This window comes from Neobacillus sp. SAB-20_R2A, assembly GCF_049568635.1.
In the GTDB taxonomy this organism is placed as follows: domain Bacteria; phylum Bacillota; class Bacilli; order Bacillales; family Cytobacillaceae; genus Neobacillus; species Neobacillus citreus.
Genome location: NZ_CP145895.1, coordinates 2752840 through 2774810, shown reverse-complemented (window position 1 = coordinate 2774810; position 21971 = coordinate 2752840). Strand labels below are relative to the sequence as shown.

Here is a 21971-nt window from a genome sequence, read left to right as displayed (position 1 = left end):
AGGGAAAAATTGAATCAATGGACGAAAAAGTATTTATCAATATTAAACGTTGAGGCAGCTGCACCAAGCTATGAATTTTTGCAGCGCTTAGTAGAGGCACATTTGCATCGTTTACCATTTGAAGTATGCAGTAAATATTATTATTTCTCCACTAAGAAAAAAAATGAGTTCATTCCCTCCAAGGAAGAATTTTTGGATAACTTTCTTGAACGAGGCTTTGGAGGAAATTGTTATATTTTAAATATTCATTTCGGGGAACTGTTACAATCTCTGGGATTTGACGCAAAATATGTCCGTGCTAGAGGCGGAAATAACCATCTAGCATTGATGGTGACAATCGGGGGTAAATCCTATTATACAGATGTCGGGTACATGGCCCCGTTATTTGAACCGCTATTTATTGAGAAGGAGCCCTATTTGATTCGCTGCGGCGAAGAAATTATCATTAAAAAAGAAAACGAGTTTGAATATCTGATTGATAGGAGAACTGGCGGGCAAAGTTTTGTCGTCAAAACAATAGAATGGGAACCAGTACAGCTTGAGAATTTCAAAGAAGATATCATCCATTCTCATCGGGATGAGGAGGAAAACCCATTTATGCGCAGGATTGTTGCGACCATTTTTAAGGAACGAGTTAGCTATGCAGTCATGAATTCGAAACTAATCATCAAATCGGATCAACATATCCAAGTCCAGGACTTCGTAGATAAGGGCGAATGGCTCAACATGATGCAATCAACCTTTAACCTACAAAAACAAGACCTTGAATTTGCGCTAAATTTCCTGAAAGAACGTAATGTCTTGATTTTTAATTAAAAATATCTTAACCGAGGTGTCAAACTATATGTAAAAATTACCATATCGCTTGACACTTTTCTTTTTCATAGATTAATATGTAAGCGCATACACTTTTTCTATATGCCTATTTTTCTGAACAATAGAATAGGGAGGGAACAAAAGTTGAATATTAGTGAAGTTTTGTTTCAAACGGCAAAAGAAATGCCCAATCATGCTGCTATTGTATTTCGGAACGAGAAAATTACCTATCAGGAGTTAGCTTATAAGGTGAAGGAAAAAGCAGCAGGACTTCGAAAGTATGGAATTACAAACGGTTCCCATGTCGGTCTTATGATGGCCAATAAGCCGGAGTATGTCATTGCCTATTTTTCCTTGCTAGCAATTGGTGCCACTGTGATTCCTCTTAATCCTACCTTCAAAGAAAATGAAATAACCTATATTCTAAATGATTCCGATGCTGTTGCCCTTATTGTTGATGAAATTGGCCTCGGTGAAGTTCAAAAGGCTCACAAATCTCTCTCGTCAGTAAAATCTATCTTCACTTTAACCAAAACAGAAGCCTATGTCGCATGGGAAGAAGTCTCCGGTAAACCAGCAGACTTCTATATTGAACCAAAAAATCAATATGATAATGCCCAAATAATTTATACTTCAGGAACAACTGGCAAGCCGAAAGGGGCATTGATTACGCACGGAAATCTGGGATGGATGTCAGAAACGAGTGCTGACCTTTTGGAGCTAACAAAGGAAGACCGAGTTCTTGTCGTTCTCCCGTTATTTCATGCGTATGCAAAGCTGCAGGGCTTACTTATCTGCGTGCTAAGAGGGGCTACGATCTACCTCGAAGAACGCTTTATTCCAGATGTTATCTTACAGAAGCTTGCAGAAAATCAAATTTCCATTTTCCTCGGAGTTCCTACCATGTACACGATGTTTGTCCATTCTCCAAAAATAAAAGAATTAGATTTTTCCAGGCTAAGACTTGCAGGTTCAGGCGGTGCCAGCCTCCCGGTTGAAATTTTAGAAAAAGTCGAGGCGGAAATGGGTGTGCAAATCGGCGAAGGCTATGGCCAGACCGAAAGTACTGTCATGATTAGCTGTTTCCCTAGCGAAATTGAAAAGGTTCCAGGGTCAGTCGGGGTGCCCGTTCCTGGCATCGAACTGCAAATAGTCGATCCGAATGGCAGGGAAGTCCCTGTTAACGAAGTCGGGGAAATTATTTTTAAAGGGCCTAACGGCATGAAAGGCTATTATAAAAAGGAAGAAGCAACGAACGAGACAATAAAAGAAGGCTGGGTTTATACGGGAGACCTGGGCAGGAGGGATGAGCGAGGATACCTTTATATTGTTGACCGCAAAAAGGACATGATTATCCGCGGCGGCTACAATGTCTATCCACGTGAAATAGAGGAGGTTCTTTATACTCACCCAAATATTGTAGAGTGTGCTGTAGTGGGCGAATCCGACCCTGTTTTTGGAGAAGAAGTAGCTGCTTACGTTGTGACGAAATCGGAAATCACAGCAGACGAGATCACTAGTTTCTGTAAACAGCAGCTGGCTCATTACAAGATTCCTAGAAAAATATATTTTATGAAAGAACTTCCGAAAACAACAACTGGAAAGATCCTTAAAACACCATTAAAAAAGAAATAAATCTCCAACAGTTTGTTCTTTTTTCGATAGGACAAAGAATATCTTTTAAGGTAAATACTTACAAATTGATAGGTTAAAGTTTGGGAGGGAATCTATTTGAGAGCTGCACAAATTATTGAGCAAAGACAGCCATTAAGAATCGGAAATGTAGTTGATCCAACACCAGGTCCACATGATGTGATTGTAAAGGTAGAGGCAAGCGGTGTTTGCCGGAGTGACTGGCATGCGTGGATGGGGGACTGGGCATGGCTTGGGCTGAGTCCAGTGCTGCCAATTATACCAGGCCACGAATTTGGGGGAGTTGTTGAAGCCGTCGGAAAAGAAGTAAAAAACTTCAGGCCAGGCGACAGGGTGACGGCACCGTTTCATGAAGGCTGTTCACACTGCTCAAGCTGCTTGAGCGGACATTCTAACCGCTGTGATAACCTGCAAATTTTCGGGTTCGCCCATGATGGTGCCTATGCAGAATATGTAAAGGTTCCGAATGGCGATTTTAATTTGGTCCCGCTTCCAGATGAGGTCGATACAGTGACGGCTGCTGCGATTGGCTGCCGCTACATGACGGGCTTCCATGGTGTGGTGCGTGCCAACTTGAAGCCAGGGAATTTCCTAGTGGTTCACGGGGCTGGCGGTGTAGGGTTGTCGTCCGTTCAAGTCGGAAATGCGATTGGCGCCCAAGTCATCGCGGTAGATGTGGATGATGCCAAATTGGAAATGGCCCGAAAAGAAGGCGCAGTTGCTACGGTGAATGCCCGAAATGAGAATGTGGTGTCAGCTGTAAAGGAAATCACCAGGGGCGGTGCCCATGCATCTATTGAAGCGCTGGGAATCCAGGAAACGATCCTTAATTCTGTCCTTTGCCTACGAAAGGGCGGCCGCCATGTGCAAATTGGCTTAACAACCCATAACGAACAAGGAATTGCCGGCCTTCCAATTGATGCAATCACGGCAATGGAATTAGAAATCGTCGGAAGCCTTGGGAATCCACGGTCTGAGTACGATGGATTATTGTCAATGATTGCCCAAGGCAAATTAAATCCACGTTCCCTGGTATCAAGGGAGATTGCTCTAGACCAAGTGAATGATGTCCTAAATGATATGACTAATTTTAAAACATATGGCTTTAATGTTATTACAAAATTTAAATAAGCTCTGATTTTTACATAATAAATAGCTCGGTGTGCGCCGGGCTATTTATTATGTAAAAATCAGCAGGGATATTGCCTTCCTTGTTGAAATAGTTTAATAGGTACGGAAAATTTTTAAAGGAGGGACAACGTAAATGATTTCAACCTTAAGATTCCCAAGACGATCATATACCGGCTGGGGCTCCATAGCGAAGCTTTTTGAAGAACTGGAGGATCTGAAGCCCAGCCGTATTCTAGTAGTTACCGACCAAACCCTTGTTAAAATTGGATTGGTCCATCAATACTTATCTCCTCTAAATAAACAATTTAATGTTAGCCTTTATACTGATGTTGAGCCGGAACCGTCGCTCGCTTGTGCAGAGAGATTGGCGGCGTATGCCCGCGAAGGCGGGTTTGATTGTGTTATCGGTTTAGGCGGAGGTAGTGCATTGGACTTGGCAAAAATCGCTGCCGTCATATCGCAAAATGAGGGTGATACAGCAGATTATCTTAATCTCTCTGGTACACGGAAGCTAAAAACGAGGGGCGTCCCGAAAATATTAATTCCCACAACATCTGGAACTGGCAGTGAAGTAACAGATATTGCCGTTGTTTCACTTGAAGGGACCAAGGATGTCGTTACTCATGATTTCTTACTAGCCGATATTGCGATCGTTGATCCACAATTAACCCTGACTGTTCCAAAAAGAATAACAGCGGCCACCGGAATTGATGCCTTGACACATGCTGTGGAAGCCTTTCTTTCTGTTAATGCAAACGAGGCAACAGATGCACTTGCCATTAAAGCAGTTGAATTAATCGCTGGCTCATTAAGGAATGCTGTTGAGAATGGGGAAAACCAGGAAGCTAGAACTGCGATGAGTTATGGCAGTTATCTTGCCGGACTGGCCTTTTTTAACGCTGGAGTCGCCGGTGTTCACGCACTTGCCTATCCGCTTGGAAGCCAATTCAAATTACCCCACGGAGAGTCCAACGCTGTGTTGCTTCCCTATGTCATGAAAACGATTTCTTCAACCTGCCGTAACAAACTGAATCGAGTATGCAACATATTAACCAATCACGGTGAGGAACGGTCTGAAGAGGAAATTTTAACGTTATTTTATAAACTGGTCGAAAGCGTCGGGCTTCCAACGACACTAAAAGAATATGGCATACCAGAATCCAGTCTTACAAGCTTAACTGAAGATGCAATCAAACAAAAAAGACTGCTGGCCCGAAGCCCAAAACCTCTTGGCAAAGATGAAATCTATCAAATTTATCAAATGGCTTTTAACGGCTTAAATTAAAAGGTGGTTATCTCATGTATTTGACCGTAATCGAACCAAGGGTTTCTGAAACTGACGGTGTCGGGCATATCAATAATACGACGATCCCAATTTGGCTGGAGGCAGGCCGAAACAAGCTTTTTAAATTATTCAACCCGGATGATACCTTTCATGACTGGAAAATGATTATTTTAAAAACAAATGTAGAATACGTCGCACAAATTTACTTTGGTAAAGACGTAGAGGTAAAAACGTGGGTGAATAAAATCGGCAATTCCAGTTTGGAGCTATATGAGGAAATTCATCAAGAGGGCAGACTATGCGTTATTGGTACTGCAGTATATGTGAATTTTAACCTCGAAACGCAGAAATCCGAACCAATTCCTAATGATATCAGACAGGAACTGGAGCTTCATTTATATGAGAGTATTAATTAATGAGGGGGAATTTAAGTGACACCTCGCAAAATGAAATTTTGGGGATGGGGCTATGAAGATGGCCTATCCCTTCAGGTTCAGTATCAAGTGGAAGCAGCAATGGCAAAGCGGTTTGGAGTAAGTGAATGGAAGAAGACGCCGCCGCCAGCTATCGCTGAAATATCTCTCAAGCAGCCTCGCATAAACATACCACAATCTCTTCAGCATCTTTGTACGAATGATACCCACGAGCGCTTATCGCACACATATGGAAAATCCTACAGGGATGTCGTGAGGGCTTTTCGCCGTGATTTTTCGAATGCCCCAGACATAGTGGCATTCCCCCGAACGGAAAATGAGCTTATTAATATTTTAGATTGGTGTAATGTTAATCATGCTGCTGCCATTATTTATGGCGGCGGAACAAGTGTAGTAGGAGGGGTTGAGCCTGAAATCGATGACCGATATTCGGGTTCAGTATCGATTGATTTAAGGAATTTTAATCAAGTCCTAGAAATTGACAAAGTTTCTCGTGCTGCACGTATTCAGGCGGGGATTCGTGGGCCAGCTATTGAAAAGCAATTAAAGGAACAGGATCTAACTCTCCGTTTCTTCCCACAGTCTTTCGAATTTTCCACGTTAGGTGGATGGATTGCTACCCGGGCCGGGGGCCATTTTGCCACCCTGCACACACATATCGATGATTTGGTGCAATCGCTCCGTGTCATTACTCCAAAAGGTGTGGTTGAAACAAGAAGGCTGCCCGGTTCTGGTGCAGGACCCAGCCCTGACAGGATGTTTATTGGCTCTGAAGGTACCCTTGGAATCATCACTGAGGCCTGGGTCAGGCTGCAGGATCGTCCAGTTTATCGGACTGCAGCATCGGTACGTTTCCCAGATTTTCAGTCCGGAGTGAAAGCCGTCCGGGTGTTAAGCCAATCTGGTTTATATCCTTCCAATTGCCGTTTACTTGATGCAGGAGAGGCGCATGACTCTGGGGCAGGGGACGGGAAAACAGCAGTACTTATGCTTGGCTTTGAGTCGCATGATCATCTTTTGGACGTTTGGATGATTAGGGCATTAGAATGCTGTAAGGAATTTGGCGGAGTATATGGGAAGGATGTTATCAAAACTAGAAGGGATATATCCGCAAGCAGGGAAGGTGATGTGGGTACGTGGCGAAATGCCTTTATCCAGGCACCGTATCTAAGGGATGTCCTTGTCGGCTTAGGGATAATTGTGGAAACCTTCGAAACAGCGATAACATGGGACCGTTTTGAAGCATTTCATACCGGAGTATTGGAGGCTGCCCAAAAGGCAGTTAGAGAAATTTCCGGCCATAACGGATGGGTGACATGCCGAATCACACATGTATACCCTGATGGACCGGCACCATATTACACTGTTAAGGCACTCGGGAAGCATGGCAGTGAACTTGAGCAGTGGGACGAAATCAAAGCAGCTGTATCTGAGGCCATCATTTCCCTCGGCGGCACGATTACCCACCATCACGCAGTCGGCCGTGACCACCGGCCATGGTATGACAAGCAGCGGCCGGACCTGTTTGCCTCTGCATTAAAATCGGTGAAACGCACACTGGACCCTGGATATATTCTTAACCCGGGAGTGCTCATAGATTAAAGCTGCATTTAAGGGCTCTTATGCTACCGAACCGGCGATTTTTTCAAGGGTTGGGGCGCGTAGAAAGGGGCTATGCTACCGATCCGATGATTTTTTCAAGGGTTGGGGCGCATATAAAGGCTCTATGCTACCGAACCGGCGATTTTTTTAAGCGTTGGGGCGCATAGAAAGGCTCTATGCTACCAATCCGGCGATTTTTTCAAGCGTTGGGGCGCATAGAAAGGCTCTATGCTACCAATCCGGCGATTTTTTCAAGCGTTGGGGCGCATAGAAAGGCTCTATGCTACCGATCCAGTGATTTTTTTTAGCGTTGGGGCGCATAGAAAGGCTCTATGCTACCAATCCGGAGATTTTTTCAAGCGTTTGAGCTCAAATAAAAGATCTATGTTACCAAACCGATGACTTATTCAACTGTTTGAGCTCATATACAGGCTCTATGCTACCAATCCGGTGATTTTTATAGCAATCGAGGTCATATAAATTCTCTACACTAAAAAGGCCTTACCCCTGGTGCTTATAAACAGCAACGCAGGGAGTAAGGCCCTTTTAAACTTAATTTCCTTTTACTGTGTAGTATTTTATCGGATCCTTTTCGGACTCCTTCAGGACTTCTGAAATTGTGTTTGTTATGCTTTGTGGTCCTTTGGCATCAAGCCCGGTCTCCCACATCATCATTCCACCCATACCATGGTCTAGGGCCAATCTCGTTTTCTTCTTCATTGTCTCTTCACCATTATAATAGTAGGTTGTTCCGTTCATTTGGACTGTATCAGCACCAGAATTGGAAGGATTCTGATTCAAAATTGCTCCGAATGAAACCTGCTTGACTTTTGGATCCTCAGGCTGGGCATACAGCGGTACCCCAAGCACTAATTTCTCCTTTGAAATATTATATTTATCAAAAAGTCCTGTCCAATAGCTTACGATTTTTTCAGTGAATGGGTATGGAGATAGGTTTGCGGCATGGTAGCCGTCATCCCATTGTCCGTCATAGGCCATAATGTTTACGCGGTCCACGTATTGAAACATTTCTGGCTCATATTTAACAAAGGCAATTTCCGTTAACGTAACTGCATGAATCATCGAATAAACTGCAATTGACAGCTCTTTGTTTTTAGGGTGAAGCTGTTCGCTTAATTCTTTGGCGAACGCGGACAGATTTTGAGCATCCTCTGCAGAACGAGGGTGTTCAAAATCGATGTCGATCCCGTCCAAATTCTCTCTATCAGCAATTCCAGTAAGCTCATTTACTAGTCTTGTCCTCGATTCCGGATTAGAAATGGCCGTTTTGAAATATTCATACGATTCTCCGCCTTTAATGTGATACCATCCACCAATAGCTAAAATCGCCTTCGTATTATGTTTTTTCGCATTTGTGACCATTGCCCGCAAGTTACCAAGTGCTTTATCGCCGTTAAGTAAAATCCCGCCATCCTTGGTCGGATGCACAAAAGAGAAGATTACATGGGATAACTTGTCATATTCGACTGTATTTGGATCACGAAAATCTTGTACATATCCAATGAGAACTTTTGAGTGCGCTTTTTCCACTTCAGGGACTACTTTTTCCTGTGGCTTTAAAGCGGATTTTGGTGATTGATCTATTTTTACAATTTTTGAATCATGATCGTTTTCGGAAAAGAAAAATCCTGCAGCAATTCCTCCAATAAAGGTAAATAAGATTACCAGTGCAAGGAGGATTTTTCGTTTATTCATCGCTGACTTCCTCCTATAAAAATATGACATTAAAAGTTTAACAGATTAGGAGGAAGGAGTGGATGGTAATATCTTGTAGGTTTACAAAATTCGGAATATTCTTTAAACACAACTCGAATTATGGTACAATTTGCAAATGTAAGTCATTTCCAAAGAAATAAAATAAAGGAGACAATTAGGGAATGGATAGCAAGGACCAATTAAGTAGGACTGAATCAGGAAAACGGCAGAAGTTCAAAAATAAGATTAGTTTTACCATTATTATTGTAGCTGTATTCGTTGCTTGTACTTTTGCAATTGCTAATTATATTAAGAGAGATAAGACTGTTCCTACGAGTACCCCTGTAATCGTTAAAGAGTCTAAGCAAGAGGACAAGAGTGATGTTCAGAAGGAACAACCTGAACAACCTCAGGCTCAAATACAGACGCAGCAAAATACAGAAACGACAATTAAAATAAGTGCAGCTGGTGATTTTACGTTAGGGACAGACGAAACTTTTACATATCCAGATACTTTTGTTCGTACAGCATCGGCAAACGGTTTGGCTTATTTTGTTCAAGAACTCGATACTATTTTTCAGGAGGATGATCTTACTACGGTCAATTTGGAAACGACGTTAACAAATTCAACACAAAAAGCACAAAAAACGTTTCGTTTTAAAGGAGACCCCAGTTATGCGGAAATATTAAAACTGGGCGGTATTGAAGCAGTTAACCTCGCCAACAATCATATCCATGATTACCTTCAGAAAGGATATACTGACACGATTGAAGCTTTGAAGAACCAACAAATCGGCTATTTCGGCTACGAAAATCAATATATAACAACCGTAAAGGGCGTTAAAATAGGGGCTTTAGGCTTTGAAGGCTGGCAGGATACTCGTGAAGTAAGGAATAAGGTTTCACAAGGTATCAACCAGTTGCGAGAGCAGGGGGCACAGATTGTTCTTGTTCATTTTCACTGGGGAGTGGAACGGCAATACGTTCCGACAGCCTCGCAAAAATCATTGGCCCGCTTTGCAATCGATAGTGGTGCGGATTTGATTCTTGGACACCATCCACATGTCGTCCAGGGAATTGAAGAATATAATGGTAAATTTATTGTGTACAGTCTTGGGAATTTTATGTTTGGAGGAAACCGGAATCCATCTGATAAAGACACGTATGTTTTTCAACAGACATTTCATCTGGAAAATGGAGTTTTGACTGACAAAAAAGAAATCAATGTAGTCCCATTTTCGATATCTTCTGTTTCGTCGAAAAATAATTACCAGCCTACAAAGTTGAAAGGTTCGGAGTTTGATAGGGTGAAAAAGAAGATTATTGATGTTTCGAATAAAATTAATGGGACTGGGTGGATGGTTTATGATCAGGTAGTGAATGAAGAATAAATCAAATTTAAAATGATAAAAAATTTAAAGCAGAGAAGGGACTCTCTGCTTTAAACCTTTATTGATTAGGAGTCCATGGTGTTAAATCATAGGAACGTCTAGCTGTAGTAAATTGTGTACCAAATAAAGAATCTGCTACAGCCTCAGGATTTAAGATGTCATCTCCGGCCGGTTTTACACCCTTTTCCGCCCATTTAATTAAGTCGTCAAAGGCATTAATCTGTTCTTGTGCATTAAATTCACAATGGCCAATAGTTCGAATAGCGCGAGAAACCAGCAGGTTATTCTTTCCTTTTTCCTCAGCTCTTTTCGCATAAATCTGCTCCATGGAGAATGGTACAAATAGGTCACCTAAAGTATGGAGTGAAACAGTTGGAACCTTTAAATCTCCTGTTACTTTAGGAATGGCGGCTAAACCATTATTATTACGGCCATTTGGATCATTGGCAATTCGAAGGACACTGGCGTTTAGTGCTTTTTCTTCGTCAGTTAAAGCAGGATTGCTATCCAACTGGTAAATCGTATCCGTATTATTGACTACATTACCAGTTGCTTCGCCATAAGCAAGATTTGTTGGCATTCTCCAGAGTAGAAAATCGTCAAAGGCAAATCTGTAGGCGGTCTCAAATAATGGCCGATCACCGCCACTTAGATTTTCAGTAACTCTTTCTAGGAGAGCACCCTCTTTAGTCAATGATTTAAATATATTTGTATCTTTATTAATTGGTACTACACCATTCCCTAATTTACCTTCCATAAACGGTATCGTTTCCGTAAAGTATTTATCGTCAGCCATTACCTTCTGGTCTTTTTTATCAATCCCTGATAGCGATTGCGCTAAAAGCCCATAATCCGTAAAGAAATCAAACAATTCCGAGTCTCCCATTACCCCGCACATTGGCAAGGCTCCATCTACGTCACCATATTGCTCGGCATAAACACCGGTAATATGGCCACCCATAGATCGCCCAGTAATATAGGTCTCAGTTGGGTTTCCCACTAATTTTCTAAAGAAACCGTTTAAGTCATGAGTATCTTTAACACCTGATTCTACATCGTAACCATTCGTGCTATAGCTAGACGCAGCCCATGCGTATCCCTGTTCAATTAAGTGTTGTCGAATTGGCGGTGCTTCGACAGTTAATGTATTGCCTGTTCCTCTATATCCATGGGCATACAATACAAGTTTACCATTCCAATCATTTGGTACTTCGATCCAATATCCGGCACCGTTATGTATGCCCTTAAACAGTTTTGTTGTTTCATACCCTTCTAAATGTGATAAAGAATTTAATTGTGTTTTATCCACATAAAAGTTTTTCTTATTCTGTCCATTAGGAACAAAAAACTCTGGAGGTTTAATATTCAGTGAAGTGGATGAATCAGTTGATGAAGGTTGGTCTGCAAATGCGACGGAGCTGAGTACAGATAAAGAGAGCGTTGTGGCTAATGCTGCTGCGAATCCTTTTTTCCTTTTTTTCATGGAACCACCCCTGGTTAAAATAATATTGGGAATATTAGTACTAATATTCAGCCAATTTGATTATAAGACAAGCCAATTACTTCGTATATTGAAATATTTCTACACGAAATAACAGCAAAACACAGCAGGAAACAGGTTATGATAAAAAAACATAAATTGTGATAATAGATGTTTTAAAAATGTAGAAAGAAGTAGAAAAATAACGTCATTTTATTTATTTGGAAAACAGGTATTTTATACCATGACAGAGATTTCAGAATATTATATATAATAGTTAGTAAGTATTCACTAACCAAAAGAGAGGGGGAAGAATTTGGGATCGCAGTCGGATACTAAAAAGAAAATTATCCGGGAGGCACGCAAGCTCTTTGCCGAGCGAGGATATAATGGCGCCACAACCGCCGAAATTGCCAGGCGTGTTGAAGTTTCAGAAGCAGCTCTTTATAAACATTTTAAGGGCAAAAAGGATATTTTTCTTGCCTGCATTACTCCGTCTGTGTTTGAGCCCCCCAAGATGAATTCTGATCATAATCCTGATCTGGTCAGGGATGTCATCAAAGCAAGAGTGGAAGTAATCCGCAGCAATCTGGACAGCTTCAACATCCTTTTTAGGGAATCACCCAACCATCCAGAGCTGGCAAAGATGTTTATGGAGCAGATTTATATTCAGGACAAAAGTATGGAACAGCTTTTGCAAAAGGTATCTAACGGAAATCTCACCCCAGTCCAATCCCTTCTATTTGAACTTGGAATCACTAGCGCTATTTGGTCCCTACTCAACTTTGAAAAACTCCAGGAAGAAATCATCTCAGAAAAATTACCACTCGACCATATGGAGGATGAAATCGCCGATGTTGTTTTATACGGTTTATTAGGTAAAAGGTGAGTAATTAACAGAGAGGAGCTTTTTATGGAAAATAATATGCGGATTCCGCAGCCAAAAACGTATGGCCCGTTAGGCAATATTCCATTAATCGATAAAGATGCACCAACGCTGTCATTTTGGAAAATCGCCGATGAATACGGACCTATTTTTCGCTTTGAGGCTTTTGGTTTTATCATGCATTTTGTTTCAGGTCATGCATTAGTTGCCGAGGTCTGTGATGAATCCCGGTTTGACAAAAGTCTCTCCGGAGGGTTGTATTTTTTGCGTGCACTAGGGGGAGACGGCTTATTTACAAGTAAAACGAAAGAGCCGAATTGGCAGAAAGCCCATAGCATTCTAATGCCAGCCTTCAGCCAGCAAGCAATGAAAGGCTATCATACGATGATGGTTGACATCGCCCAGCAGCTCGTACAAAAGTGGGCCCGTTTGAATCCAAATGAGAGCATCGATGTTCCCGATGATATGACCCGTCTGACCCTAGATACGATTGGGTTATGCGGATTTAACTATCGCTTTCACAGTTTCTATCGGGAAAACCACAATCCGTTTATCATCAGTATGATTCGGGCACTTGACGAGGCCATGCACCAAAGCACAAGGCTGCCTATTCAAACCCAGCTGATGGTAAGAACCAAGCGGCAGTTCGAACGCGACATTAAGTCAATGTTTTCTCTAGTAGATAAAATTATCGCTGAACGCAAAGAAGGCGGCGATCAAGGGGAAACTGATTTGCTGGCCCGAATGCTGAATGTCAATGACCCGCAAACAGGAGAGAGGCTTGATGATGAAAATATTCGATTCCAAATCATTACCTTCCTCATTGCCGGTCATGAAACGACAAGCGGATTGCTTTCTTTTGCCATATACCTGCTTCTGAAGCATCCTGAAGTACTTAAGAAGGCATATGAGGAAGTTGACCAGGTACTAGGCGATTCTATTCCATCGTATCAGCAGGCACTCGACCTTAAGTACATTCGGATGATTTTAAATGAAGCTTTACGTCTTTATCCTACTGCGCCCCAATTTACTTTGTACGCAAAAGACGAAACGGTCATTGGCGGAAAATACCGGCTAAAAAAATACGACAATGTGTCCGTCATTATTCCAAAACTTCATCGCGATAAGGATGCATGGGGGGAGGATGCCGAAGAATTTCATCCTGAGCGTTTTGCAGATATGACTAAAATTCCCGCACATGCCTATAAGCCCTTTGGAAACGGGCAGCGAGCGTGTATCGGCATGCAGTTCGCCCTCCATGAGGCAACGCTTGTGTTAGGAATGATTCTGCAGCATTTTGACTTAATCGACCATATGCATTATCAATTAAAAATTAAGCAAACATTGACGCTTAAACCTGATAATTTTAAAGTTCGCTTAAAATTGCGGAAAAATAAGAGAATCGATACATTTGCTTTATCTGCTGAAAAAGCGGCAGCCCCGAAAAATAACCAAGAAGCTCCGAAGTATTCACTTATTGGGGTGAATAATAGACCGCTGCTTGTTTTATATGGTTCCAATATGGGAACAGCAGAGCAGGTTGCACATGAGCTTGCCGATATTGCCCGTTTGCATGGAGTAAGAAGTGAGGCCGCTCCCCTAAACGATAGGATTGGTAAGTTACCAACTGAAGGAGCCGTAATCATTGTCACATCCTCCTATAATGGGAAACCGCCAAGAAACGCACGCCAATTTGTGCAGTGGCTGGAACATCTGGAAACAGGTAGTTTAAAAGGTGTCCAGTACGCGGTATTTGGATGTGGCGATCACAACTGGGCGAACACCTACCAGGATGTGCCTCGTTATATTGATGAACAGCTTGCCCTTAAAGGAGCAGTCAGATTTTCAGAGCGGGGGGAAGGTGATGCAAGCGGCGATTTTGAGAAGCAATTTGATGAATGGAAAAACCGGATGTGGCAGGATGCCTTCAAAACCTTCGGAATTCAATTGGATAGAAATGATGAAAAAGTGGCAAATACAATTTCCATACAGTTTGTCAATACTGTAATGGGTTCACCTTTGGCTGATAAGTACGATTCCGTACAAGGTTCGATTGTAGAAAATCATTTAGTGTTTAATGCCGAAAATGAACAAACAAGGCAATTTGTGTTTTCCTTGCCTGAAGGGCTAACCTATCAAGAAGGTAACCATCTTGGGGTCTTTCCAAGGAATAGCAAAGAAACCGTTCAGCGAATTATTAAACGCTTTAGATTAAATGGAAAGGACCATGTGATTATTACCGCATGCGGCCGTACTTTTTCCCATCTTCCGTTAGACCGCCCGGTAAGTCTAGTTGATCTCCTAAGTCAAAGCGTGGAAGTGCAGGAAACAGCAACGCGGGTACAAATTCGTGAATTGGCCGCCTATACGGTTTGCCCTCCGCATAAGCGGGAACTAGAAGCGTTATTAGCGGATGGGGTATATGAAGAATTTGTTTTGAAAAATAGAGTTTCGATGCTTGACTTGCTTGAAAAATATGAAGCCTGTGAAATGCCGTTCGAACGTTTCTTAGAGCTATTGCCTTCACTTAAACCAAGGTATTTTTCGATAACTAGCTCTCCTAAGGAAAGTCCGAATCGAGTGAGCATTACTATTAATGTTGAACAAGGGGCTCTAGCTTGTGCATTCTTTGCGGATTTAAAGCCAGGGGATGAAATCGTTATGTTTTTAGTGTCCTCTGAGCTAGACGACCACCCTATAGAAGACCAGCAAGTTAAAATAGGTTAAAACGAAAGTCCCTGAATTCTTTTTGAGAATCAGGGACTTCCCATTATTTTAAAAACATCTTCAACATCTTAAGTCCATTCTTAAAATTCGGATAGCGGAATGGAATATCAAAAAGGGTGGTTTGCTTTAGGACACTTTTCTTATGGGAGAAGGTATCAAAGCTGCCTTTTCCGTGATAAGAGCCAATGCCGCTTGGTCCGACACCGCCGAAGGGGAGGTGAGGGGAGACAAAGTGATAGACAGTGTCATTCACACAGCCGCCGCCAAACGAAACACTGTTAAGAACCGTTTGCTGGACCTGGTTATTTTCCGTAAAAATATAAAGGGCGAGCGGTTTCGGATGATTATGGATGCCATCGAGCACTTCTGATAAATGGCTGTATTCCATAACAGGAAGAATCGGGCCAAAAATCTCATCCTGCATAATTGGATCATCCCAGCTTATATTCGTTAAAACAGTTGGCTCAATCGCTAGGGTATCCGAATCTGTTTTACCCCCAGAATATACTTGACCATTATCCAAAAAGCCCTCCAGCCGCTTAAAATGCCGCTCACTAACAATATGGGTGAAATCGGGGTTACGTAACGGATTTTCGCCATATAATTCTTTAATCGTATTTTTAAACTCGCTCAGAAATTTGTCTTTGACATTTTTATGAACATAAAGATAATCGGGGGCAATACAGGTCTGACCAGCATTCGTGAATTTACCCCAGGCAACCCGTTTAGCCGCTACCTTAATATTGGCATCATCATGAACGATGCAGGGACTTTTGCCGCCAAGCTCTAATGTAACCGGAGTTAGATTTTTTGCCGCAGCCTCCATAATGATTTTCCCAACAGGTACACTTCCAGTAAAAAAGATATAATCGAATTTTTCCTCAAGGAGTGCTGTGCTTGTTTCCACACCGCCTTCTACAACTGAAACAAACTCTTCAGGAAATAGACCATTGATCAGCTTCGCCAATACTTCAGACGTTTTTGGTGTTAATTCAGAAGGTTTCAAAACGGCACAATTTCCCGCTGCAATCGCACCGATTAACGGGGCAATCGCCAGCTGAAATGGATAGTTCCACGGAGCAATAATTAATGCCACACCGTAGGGTTCTGAATAGATGTAACTCGTCGAACCAAAATGGGTCATAGGAGTTTTAACACTTTTTGTTTTTACCCAAGAACTCAGGTTTTTAATTGTAAAAGTCAACTCAGCAAGGACAAATCCGATTTCTGCCGCATACGCATCTAGCTCGGATTTATTTAAATCCGTTTTTAACGCTGCCATAATCTCTTGCTCATTTACCTTTATGGCATCCTTCAATTTTTTCAATGCAGCCAATCGGAAGGAACCATTCTTTGTCTGTTCTTTTCGGAAGAAGGACTTTTGTTTATTTACTAGGTAACTGTAATTTTCTTTAGTACCGCCTTCATTTAATAGGGGAGAGGAAATACTCATATTCATATCTACTCCTTTATCAGATGATAAAGCTTTAATAAATCATTTTTATAAAGAATCTTCGGAACAGGATAGAGAGGATTTGCTTCTTTCAAAGACCGTTCCACCATGAGCGGAATATCCTTTTCGATGATTCCGTTCACCTTGGTCGGGATAGCCATTTTTTCATTAAGCTCTTTAATGGCATCAATAAATTTCCGTGCTTTTTGTTCAATTGTATCGGAAGGCTTTGTTATTTTAACCAAATCTGCCAATTCTGACAACGGCTTATGGGCGGATTCCCCATAATACTCTAGTACATATGGAAGAATAATGGCATTCGCCAGACCATGGGGAACCTGATAAAACCCGCCTAAGGTATGGGCGATCGCATGCACGTACCCGACATATGCCCGGGTAAAAGCGATTCCGGCCAAATAAGCAGCCTTTTGCATGTTTGTTCTAGCCTGAATGTTGGTACCATTTGAATAGCATTCATAAAGATTTTCAAAAATTAACTGTACTGCCTCAATACTGCACTGTGTTGTTTCTTTCGTATTGCTTTTCCCTATATACGCCTCGACTGCATGTGTCAGTGCATCAATACCCGTAGCAGCCGTGATATGGGGAGGAAGCTTTACAGTAAGAAGCGGGTCTAATACAGCATAATGGGGGATAAGGGCCGTGTCCATTATCGCATACTTTTCATGTGTCTCGCTGTTTGAGACAACAGCGGCAAGCGTTGCTTCACTGCCTGTACCTGCTGTCGTTGGGATAGCAAACAGAGGCGGTATTCTTTTTAATACCTTTAAAACACCTTTCATCTGTGGAATACTTTTTTTAGGCCTTGCCGCGCGGGCGCCTACACCTTTTGCGCAATCCATTGGCGACCCGCCGCCAAATGCAACAATTCCCTGGCATTTATTCTCCTTGTACATTTGAAAGGCTTCTTCAATATTTTCTATTGTTGGGTTTGGAACGGTTTTATCATAAATGGAAAATTGGATGCCCTCATTTTTCAAGCCATCTAAGAAAGGGTCCATCAGGCCAATGGAAACAATCCCTTGATCCGTCACGATTAAAACGCTTTCAACTCGCATACTTTTAATAAGGGTTGGAAGTTTACTTAGACTGTTTTCTCCTTCTAATAATTCCGGTTTTCGCCAAGGAAGTATAAAGGAGGCTACCTTCATCCCACCTTGATACGTTCTGCAATATAATGCGTACATCAATAATCCCCCGCTTTCAATAAAAAATAAAAACACGCAAAATACCCAAAAAACCAAAAAATGTATACAAACTATATATCGTAAAAACGGAGGGAACGTCAAGAGAATATTTAAAAAATTCTGAAATATACTTCCTTTGTAGTATATAAACTAGACTTGATATCAAACCAAAAAACTATCTTTGAAACGAAAAATCAGCCGAAATCGGCTGATTTTAACTTTGTCCAATGAAATTAATTAATAAACCTAATTCGCCAGCATTAAGCTCGCTGACATTGTCAATGAATTGCTGAACGAGTTTCACCATATCCGGACTTAATTCCTCACCAACCGATTGAATAATCATTCCAACAACTGCCCCTGTAAATACTGTTAATTGCATCTTTGCTTCCTTGGAGGCATTGATTAAGTTCACCGTTAATTCCTTCACGTTTTTTCCTAGTGTATTCAAGAATAATAGCAAAATACTAAGAAAGTAAGCGCAAAACTCCAGCTTAACTTCTACATTTTTCATGAGCGAAATGATATGATGAATTGCTTCTCGTAAAGGCAGATTTTGTGGATTTTCCACTAATTTAATGACTTCAGGCAGGATGGCTTCCCACTCTTCTGTGTTTGTTAGCTCTCTGCGTTCTTTTTGGAAAAAGCTCTCTGCAATTTCAGTAGGGGAGAAGACAACGATTGAACGACCCGCTTCATTCTCATTCGTGGAATACGTTCTTTTTACAAGCCCCTGGTTTTCCAATTCCTTTAATACATCATAGGCTGTCCATTTGCTTACGCCAATGGCTTCCGCCACCTTCGAATAATGGACAGGGTTGTTTGTTTTCTTAAATTGACGGTAGATATGATCAAGGAATTCCTGACGTCTTTTTGTTAGAGACAAACTTTTTTTCACCTCAGATCTATTGATGGAAACTTATGTAAATAAATATCATGATTACATGTATTATACCATTCCCGACTAAATATAATGGACAGGATTGCATTCATATATGGGTTGACTTTTTCAAAAAAAGTAGTATAGTTACTATCTTGTGAGCAGGTCATTTACGTTTTTTCTTGTTTTATTCATAGTTTGTTCATATTTACCATTTAAGATATAGACTAGACTAAATAGTACTAATCACATATAGGAAAGTAAATTAAAATATGCAATAATGATTTGCTAGAAGGAAGGTGCTTAATAATGAAACTAAAAGGTCAAGGTATTTCCCATAAATATATTGGCTTTTTCTTTTTGGCCGTCATTCTTCTTTGGATAAAAACATATGTTACGCAATTAACACAATTTGATTTAGGGATCCAGAACTCAATCCAGAAGTTTTTATTATTTTTAAATCCATTAGGATCGGCGTTAATATTTTTAGGGATTTCAGCATTATTTAAAGGCAGAAAAAAGTATATTTCATTGATTGTGATTGATTTTCTATTATCGTTCTTATTGTTTGCCAATGTAGTATACTATCGTTTCTTTAATGATTTCATCACGTTGCCTACATTGACCCAAACACAGAACTTTGGTGATGTCAGCAGCAGTGTGTCTTCTTTATTGAAGCCATATGATTTCTTATTCTTTATAGATACAATTCTATTAATTGCATTACTAGTATTTAGGATTGTAAAAATCGAGAAAAAAGATATGAGCCGTCAAAAGGTAGCTGCTTTATTCTCCATGGCACTAGCCATTTCTTGCGCCAATCTTTCATTAGCAGAAGCGGACAGACCGCAATTATTAACAAGAGGTTTTGACCGAAATTACATTGTAAAATATTTAGGCATGTACAATTACACGATTTATGATACGGTGAAAAGTACGACAGCCTCTGCTCAACGGGTAATGGCGAGTAGCGACGATGTTACTGAGGTGAAAAACTACACTAACTCCAATTATGCTGCACCCAACCCGGCATATTTTGGTGCCGCTAAAGGCATGAACGTTATTTATTTGCATCTTGAATCGACACAAAACTTTTTAATTAATTATAAGCTTCATGGGGAAGAGGTTACACCGTTTTTAAACTCGTTAACACGTGATCAGAATACCCTATATTTTGATAACTTCTTCCACCAAACCGGACAAGGGAAAACAGCAGATGCTGAATTTATGCTTGAGAATTCATTATACGGACTGCCGCAGGGAGCTGCCTTTACGACCAAAGGCATGAACACATTCCAATCAGCACCGGGAATTTTAGGACAGCAGGGTTATACTTCTGCAGTATTCCATGCAAACTCAGGAAGCTTTTGGAACCGCAATGAAATTTATAAATCTTTTGGCTATGATAAATTTTTTGATGGAAAATATTATCAAGTAAACCCTGAGGATCAAGCGGAATATGGTATGATGGATAAACCATTTTATCAGCAATCTAAACCAATGTTAGAAACATTACCGCAGCCGTTTTATGCGAAATTTATTCCGGTAGCAAACCATTATCCTTATAAAATGGATCAAAGCTTGGCCACAATTGCACCTGCAGAAACTGGCGATGCTTCGGTGGATGATTATTTCCAAACAGCAAGATATGAGGACGAAGCTCTAAAAGAGTTCTTTGATTATTTAAAGCAGACAGGATTACTTGACCGTTCCATTATTATTATGTACGGTGACCATTATGGAATATCCGAAAACCATAATAAAGCGATGTCCCAAGTGTTGGGTAAGGAGATTACTCCGTTTGAAAGTGCCGGCCTGCAGCGTGTTCCATTATTTATTCGTGTCCCAGGCATCCAAGGGGGAATTCATCATGAATACGGCGGCCAAATTGATATCCTTCCTACTCTGTTTCATTTGTTAGGGATTGATTCAAAACAATTTGTTCAGTTTGGTACTGATTTATTGTCCGAGCAGCACGATCAGCTTGTTCCATTTCGAAATGGCGACTATGTAAGTCCAACCATAACTGCTGTTAGAGATAAATATTATGATTCGACAACTGGATTGGAACTTTCACAAGATAAATTGGATCAGGCTAAGAAGTACCACGAAATCGTGGACCAAAAGCTGGCAGAATCCGATAAAGTCGTAAATGGTGACTTATTGCGTTTCTATACACCTGATGGCTTTAAACCAATCGACAGATCAAAATATAACTATAACAAGGGTCAAGAAGATTCTTCTAAATAAAAGACGCTCTCCGGGTTTCGGCCCGGAGAGCTTTTTTGTACTCGTTACTTGTAAATATTTGCAACTTTTTACACTTATTAGACAAAAGTAATGTTAAAATAATTCTTGTGACAAACAGATTAAGGGGGATTTAGATTGGATTCTAAGTTTTCAAAGCCGAAAGGATTCGGAGAAATACTCGATCATACATTCAGTTTAAGTAAAAACAGATTTAAGGATTTCTTTATGATTTTCCTCTTGCTTTTAGGTCCTGTTTACTTATTACAAGCCATCATATTATTAATATCAGGAACAAGCTTCTTTAGGGAAGTGAAAGGCGGCGGTGATTGGTTTGAGCAATTCATGACCAGCTTTGAAAATCAAGGAACCTTTGACGCCGGAAGCTTTGGGGCTGACATTGGAATGGCGGTGATTGGACTAATCACAGTGATTCTTGGTCCGATCACAGAGGCAGCTATTCTTTTTGCCGTCAATCATATTCGCAAAAATGAGGAGTTTACTGTCGGGTCGGTTATCAAGCAATCCCTATCACGGTTCTGGCCCATGCTGGGCAGCAGTATTTTATTTGGATTGCTTGCCTTTGGCATCATGCTGGTTCCTATTTTAATCATCGCCTTTTCAGGAGTAATTGGCTCCATGGCCAATCCCGTTTTAGGAATATTATTAGCTATCGGGTTATTTCTAATCTTCGCACCGATAATTGCCTATTTTTTAACTCGCTGGAGTTTTTATTTCGGGTCGGTAGTTCTTGACAGACAGTCACCAGGATTCGGTAGAAGCTGGAGATTGACCAAGAAACGTACATGGCCGCTTATGGGCCTTTATATTATATTTTATTTAATTATTACTATTATCAGCTTCTCAGTGGAAGGGACAATTGGGTTAGCTTTAGGAAATAGCGTATTGTTTACGATTATTTCAAATCTTGTGACCTTAGTGACAACAATGATTTTCTCAGTGGGATATGCCGTGATGTACTTGGACTTAAAAGTGCGCCACGATGCCGATGATTTAAAGGAAATGATTGATGACTATGATCGTACCTCTTTTTTAAATTAG

Annotated in this window: 15 protein-coding genes and 1 pseudogene; 11 read left to right on the top strand and 5 right to left on the bottom strand. The window is 41.0% G+C overall.

Going from position 1 to position 21971, the window contains the following annotated elements; translation table 11 throughout:
* Positions 1-9 precede the first annotated feature (9 nt).
* From V5M37_RS13555 to V5M37_RS13530, 6 genes are all read left to right on the top strand, one after another.
* Positions 10-816: an arylamine N-acetyltransferase gene (locus V5M37_RS13555; RefSeq protein ID WP_423802392.1), complete on the top strand. Its 807-nt coding sequence runs from the start codon at positions 10-12 to the stop codon at positions 814-816.
* Positions 817-960: 144 nt separating this feature from the next.
* Complete coding sequence (locus V5M37_RS13550) at positions 961-2451, top strand: long-chain-fatty-acid--CoA ligase (protein WP_423802391.1); 1491 nt, start codon at positions 961-963, stop codon at positions 2449-2451.
* A 96-nt stretch (positions 2452-2547) separates the two neighbouring features.
* Positions 2548-3600, top strand: coding sequence for a zinc-dependent alcohol dehydrogenase family protein (locus V5M37_RS13545; RefSeq protein WP_423802390.1), 1053 nt, complete (start codon positions 2548-2550; stop codon positions 3598-3600).
* A 133-nt stretch (positions 3601-3733) separates the two neighbouring features.
* Positions 3734-4885, top strand: a complete 1152-nt coding sequence (locus V5M37_RS13540) for an iron-containing alcohol dehydrogenase (RefSeq protein ID WP_423802389.1) — start codon at positions 3734-3736, stop codon at positions 4883-4885.
* Positions 4886-4899: 14 nt separating this feature from the next.
* Positions 4900-5301: an acyl-CoA thioesterase gene (locus V5M37_RS13535; RefSeq protein ID WP_423802388.1), complete on the top strand. Its 402-nt coding sequence runs from the start codon at positions 4900-4902 to the stop codon at positions 5299-5301.
* A 15-nt stretch (positions 5302-5316) separates the two neighbouring features.
* Complete coding sequence (locus V5M37_RS13530; RefSeq protein WP_423802387.1) at positions 5317-6921, top strand: FAD-binding oxidoreductase; 1605 nt, start codon at positions 5317-5319, stop codon at positions 6919-6921.
* Positions 6922-7473: 552 nt separating this feature from the next.
* Here the strand turns inward: V5M37_RS13530 and V5M37_RS13525 are convergent.
* The gene (locus V5M37_RS13525) at positions 7474-8637 is read right to left on the bottom strand and encodes a glycosyl hydrolase family 18 protein (RefSeq protein ID WP_423802386.1); all 1164 of its coding nucleotides are present in this window, start codon (positions 8635-8637) and stop codon (positions 7474-7476) included.
* A gap of 182 nt (positions 8638-8819) precedes the next feature.
* Between V5M37_RS13525 and V5M37_RS13520 the strand changes: the two genes are divergently transcribed.
* Positions 8820-10028, top strand: coding sequence for a CapA family protein (locus V5M37_RS13520; RefSeq protein ID WP_423802385.1), 1209 nt, complete (start codon positions 8820-8822; stop codon positions 10026-10028).
* Positions 10029-10086: 58 nt separating this feature from the next.
* Here the strand turns inward: V5M37_RS13520 and V5M37_RS13515 are convergent, their stop codons facing one another.
* Positions 10087-11511 (bottom strand): hypothetical protein, encoded by a 1425-nt coding sequence (locus V5M37_RS13515; RefSeq protein ID WP_423802384.1) that lies wholly within the window; start codon positions 11509-11511, stop codon positions 10087-10089.
* A gap of 313 nt (positions 11512-11824) precedes the next feature.
* Here V5M37_RS13515 and V5M37_RS13510 point away from each other — a divergent pair, with 313 nt between their 5' ends.
* Together V5M37_RS13510 and V5M37_RS13505 are read left to right on the top strand one after the other, a co-directional pair.
* A complete protein-coding gene (locus V5M37_RS13510; RefSeq protein ID WP_423802383.1) occupies positions 11825-12397 on the top strand; it encodes a TetR/AcrR family transcriptional regulator in 573 nt (190 codons plus the stop codon).
* Between the two features lie 24 nt (positions 12398-12421).
* Positions 12422-15004: pseudogene (locus tag V5M37_RS13505) on the top strand (cytochrome P450); the annotation flags it as partial.
* A gap of 160 nt (positions 15005-15164) precedes the next feature.
* Here V5M37_RS13505 and V5M37_RS13500 read toward each other — a convergent pair.
* From V5M37_RS13500 to V5M37_RS13490, 3 genes are all read right to left on the bottom strand, one after another.
* Complete coding sequence (locus V5M37_RS13500; RefSeq protein ID WP_423802382.1) at positions 15165-16574, bottom strand: aldehyde dehydrogenase; 1410 nt, start codon at positions 16572-16574, stop codon at positions 15165-15167.
* Positions 16575-16582: 8 nt separating this feature from the next.
* Positions 16583-17782, bottom strand: a complete 1200-nt coding sequence (locus V5M37_RS13495) for an iron-containing alcohol dehydrogenase (RefSeq protein WP_423802381.1) — start codon at positions 17780-17782, stop codon at positions 16583-16585.
* 214 nt (positions 17783-17996) lie between these two features.
* On the bottom strand, positions 17997-18668 hold the full coding sequence (locus tag V5M37_RS13490) for a helix-turn-helix domain-containing protein (RefSeq protein ID WP_423802380.1): 672 nt from the start codon (positions 18666-18668) through the stop codon (positions 17997-17999).
* A 303-nt stretch (positions 18669-18971) separates the two neighbouring features.
* Here V5M37_RS13490 and V5M37_RS13485 point away from each other — a divergent pair, with 303 nt between their 5' ends.
* The gene (locus tag V5M37_RS13485) at positions 18972-20912 is read left to right on the top strand and encodes an LTA synthase family protein (protein WP_423802379.1); all 1941 of its coding nucleotides are present in this window, start codon (positions 18972-18974) and stop codon (positions 20910-20912) included.
* Positions 20913-21047: 135 nt separating this feature from the next.
* Complete coding sequence (locus tag V5M37_RS13480; protein WP_423802378.1) at positions 21048-21971, top strand: hypothetical protein; 924 nt, start codon at positions 21048-21050, stop codon at positions 21969-21971.

Coding starts and splice junctions, on each gene's coding strand:
- V5M37_RS13540 (WP_423802389.1), top strand. CDS start 3,734: ATGATTTCAACCTTAAGATTCCCAAGACGATCATATACCGGCTGGGGC.
- V5M37_RS13535 (WP_423802388.1), top strand. CDS start 4,900: ATGTATTTGACCGTAATCGAACCAAGGGTTTCTGAAACTGACGGTGTC.
- V5M37_RS13525 (WP_423802386.1), bottom strand. CDS start 8,637: ATGAATAAACGAAAAATCCTCCTTGCACTGGTAATCTTATTTACCTTT.
- V5M37_RS13520 (WP_423802385.1), top strand. CDS start 8,820: ATGGATAGCAAGGACCAATTAAGTAGGACTGAATCAGGAAAACGGCAG.
- V5M37_RS13515 (WP_423802384.1), bottom strand. CDS start 11,511: ATGAAAAAAAGGAAAAAAGGATTCGCAGCAGCATTAGCCACAACGCTC.
- V5M37_RS13500 (WP_423802382.1), bottom strand. CDS start 16,574: ATGAGTATTTCCTCTCCCCTATTAAATGAAGGCGGTACTAAAGAAAAT.
- V5M37_RS13495 (WP_423802381.1), bottom strand. CDS start 17,782: ATGTACGCATTATATTGCAGAACGTATCAAGGTGGGATGAAGGTAGCC.
- V5M37_RS13485 (WP_423802379.1), top strand. CDS start 18,972: ATGAAACTAAAAGGTCAAGGTATTTCCCATAAATATATTGGCTTTTTC.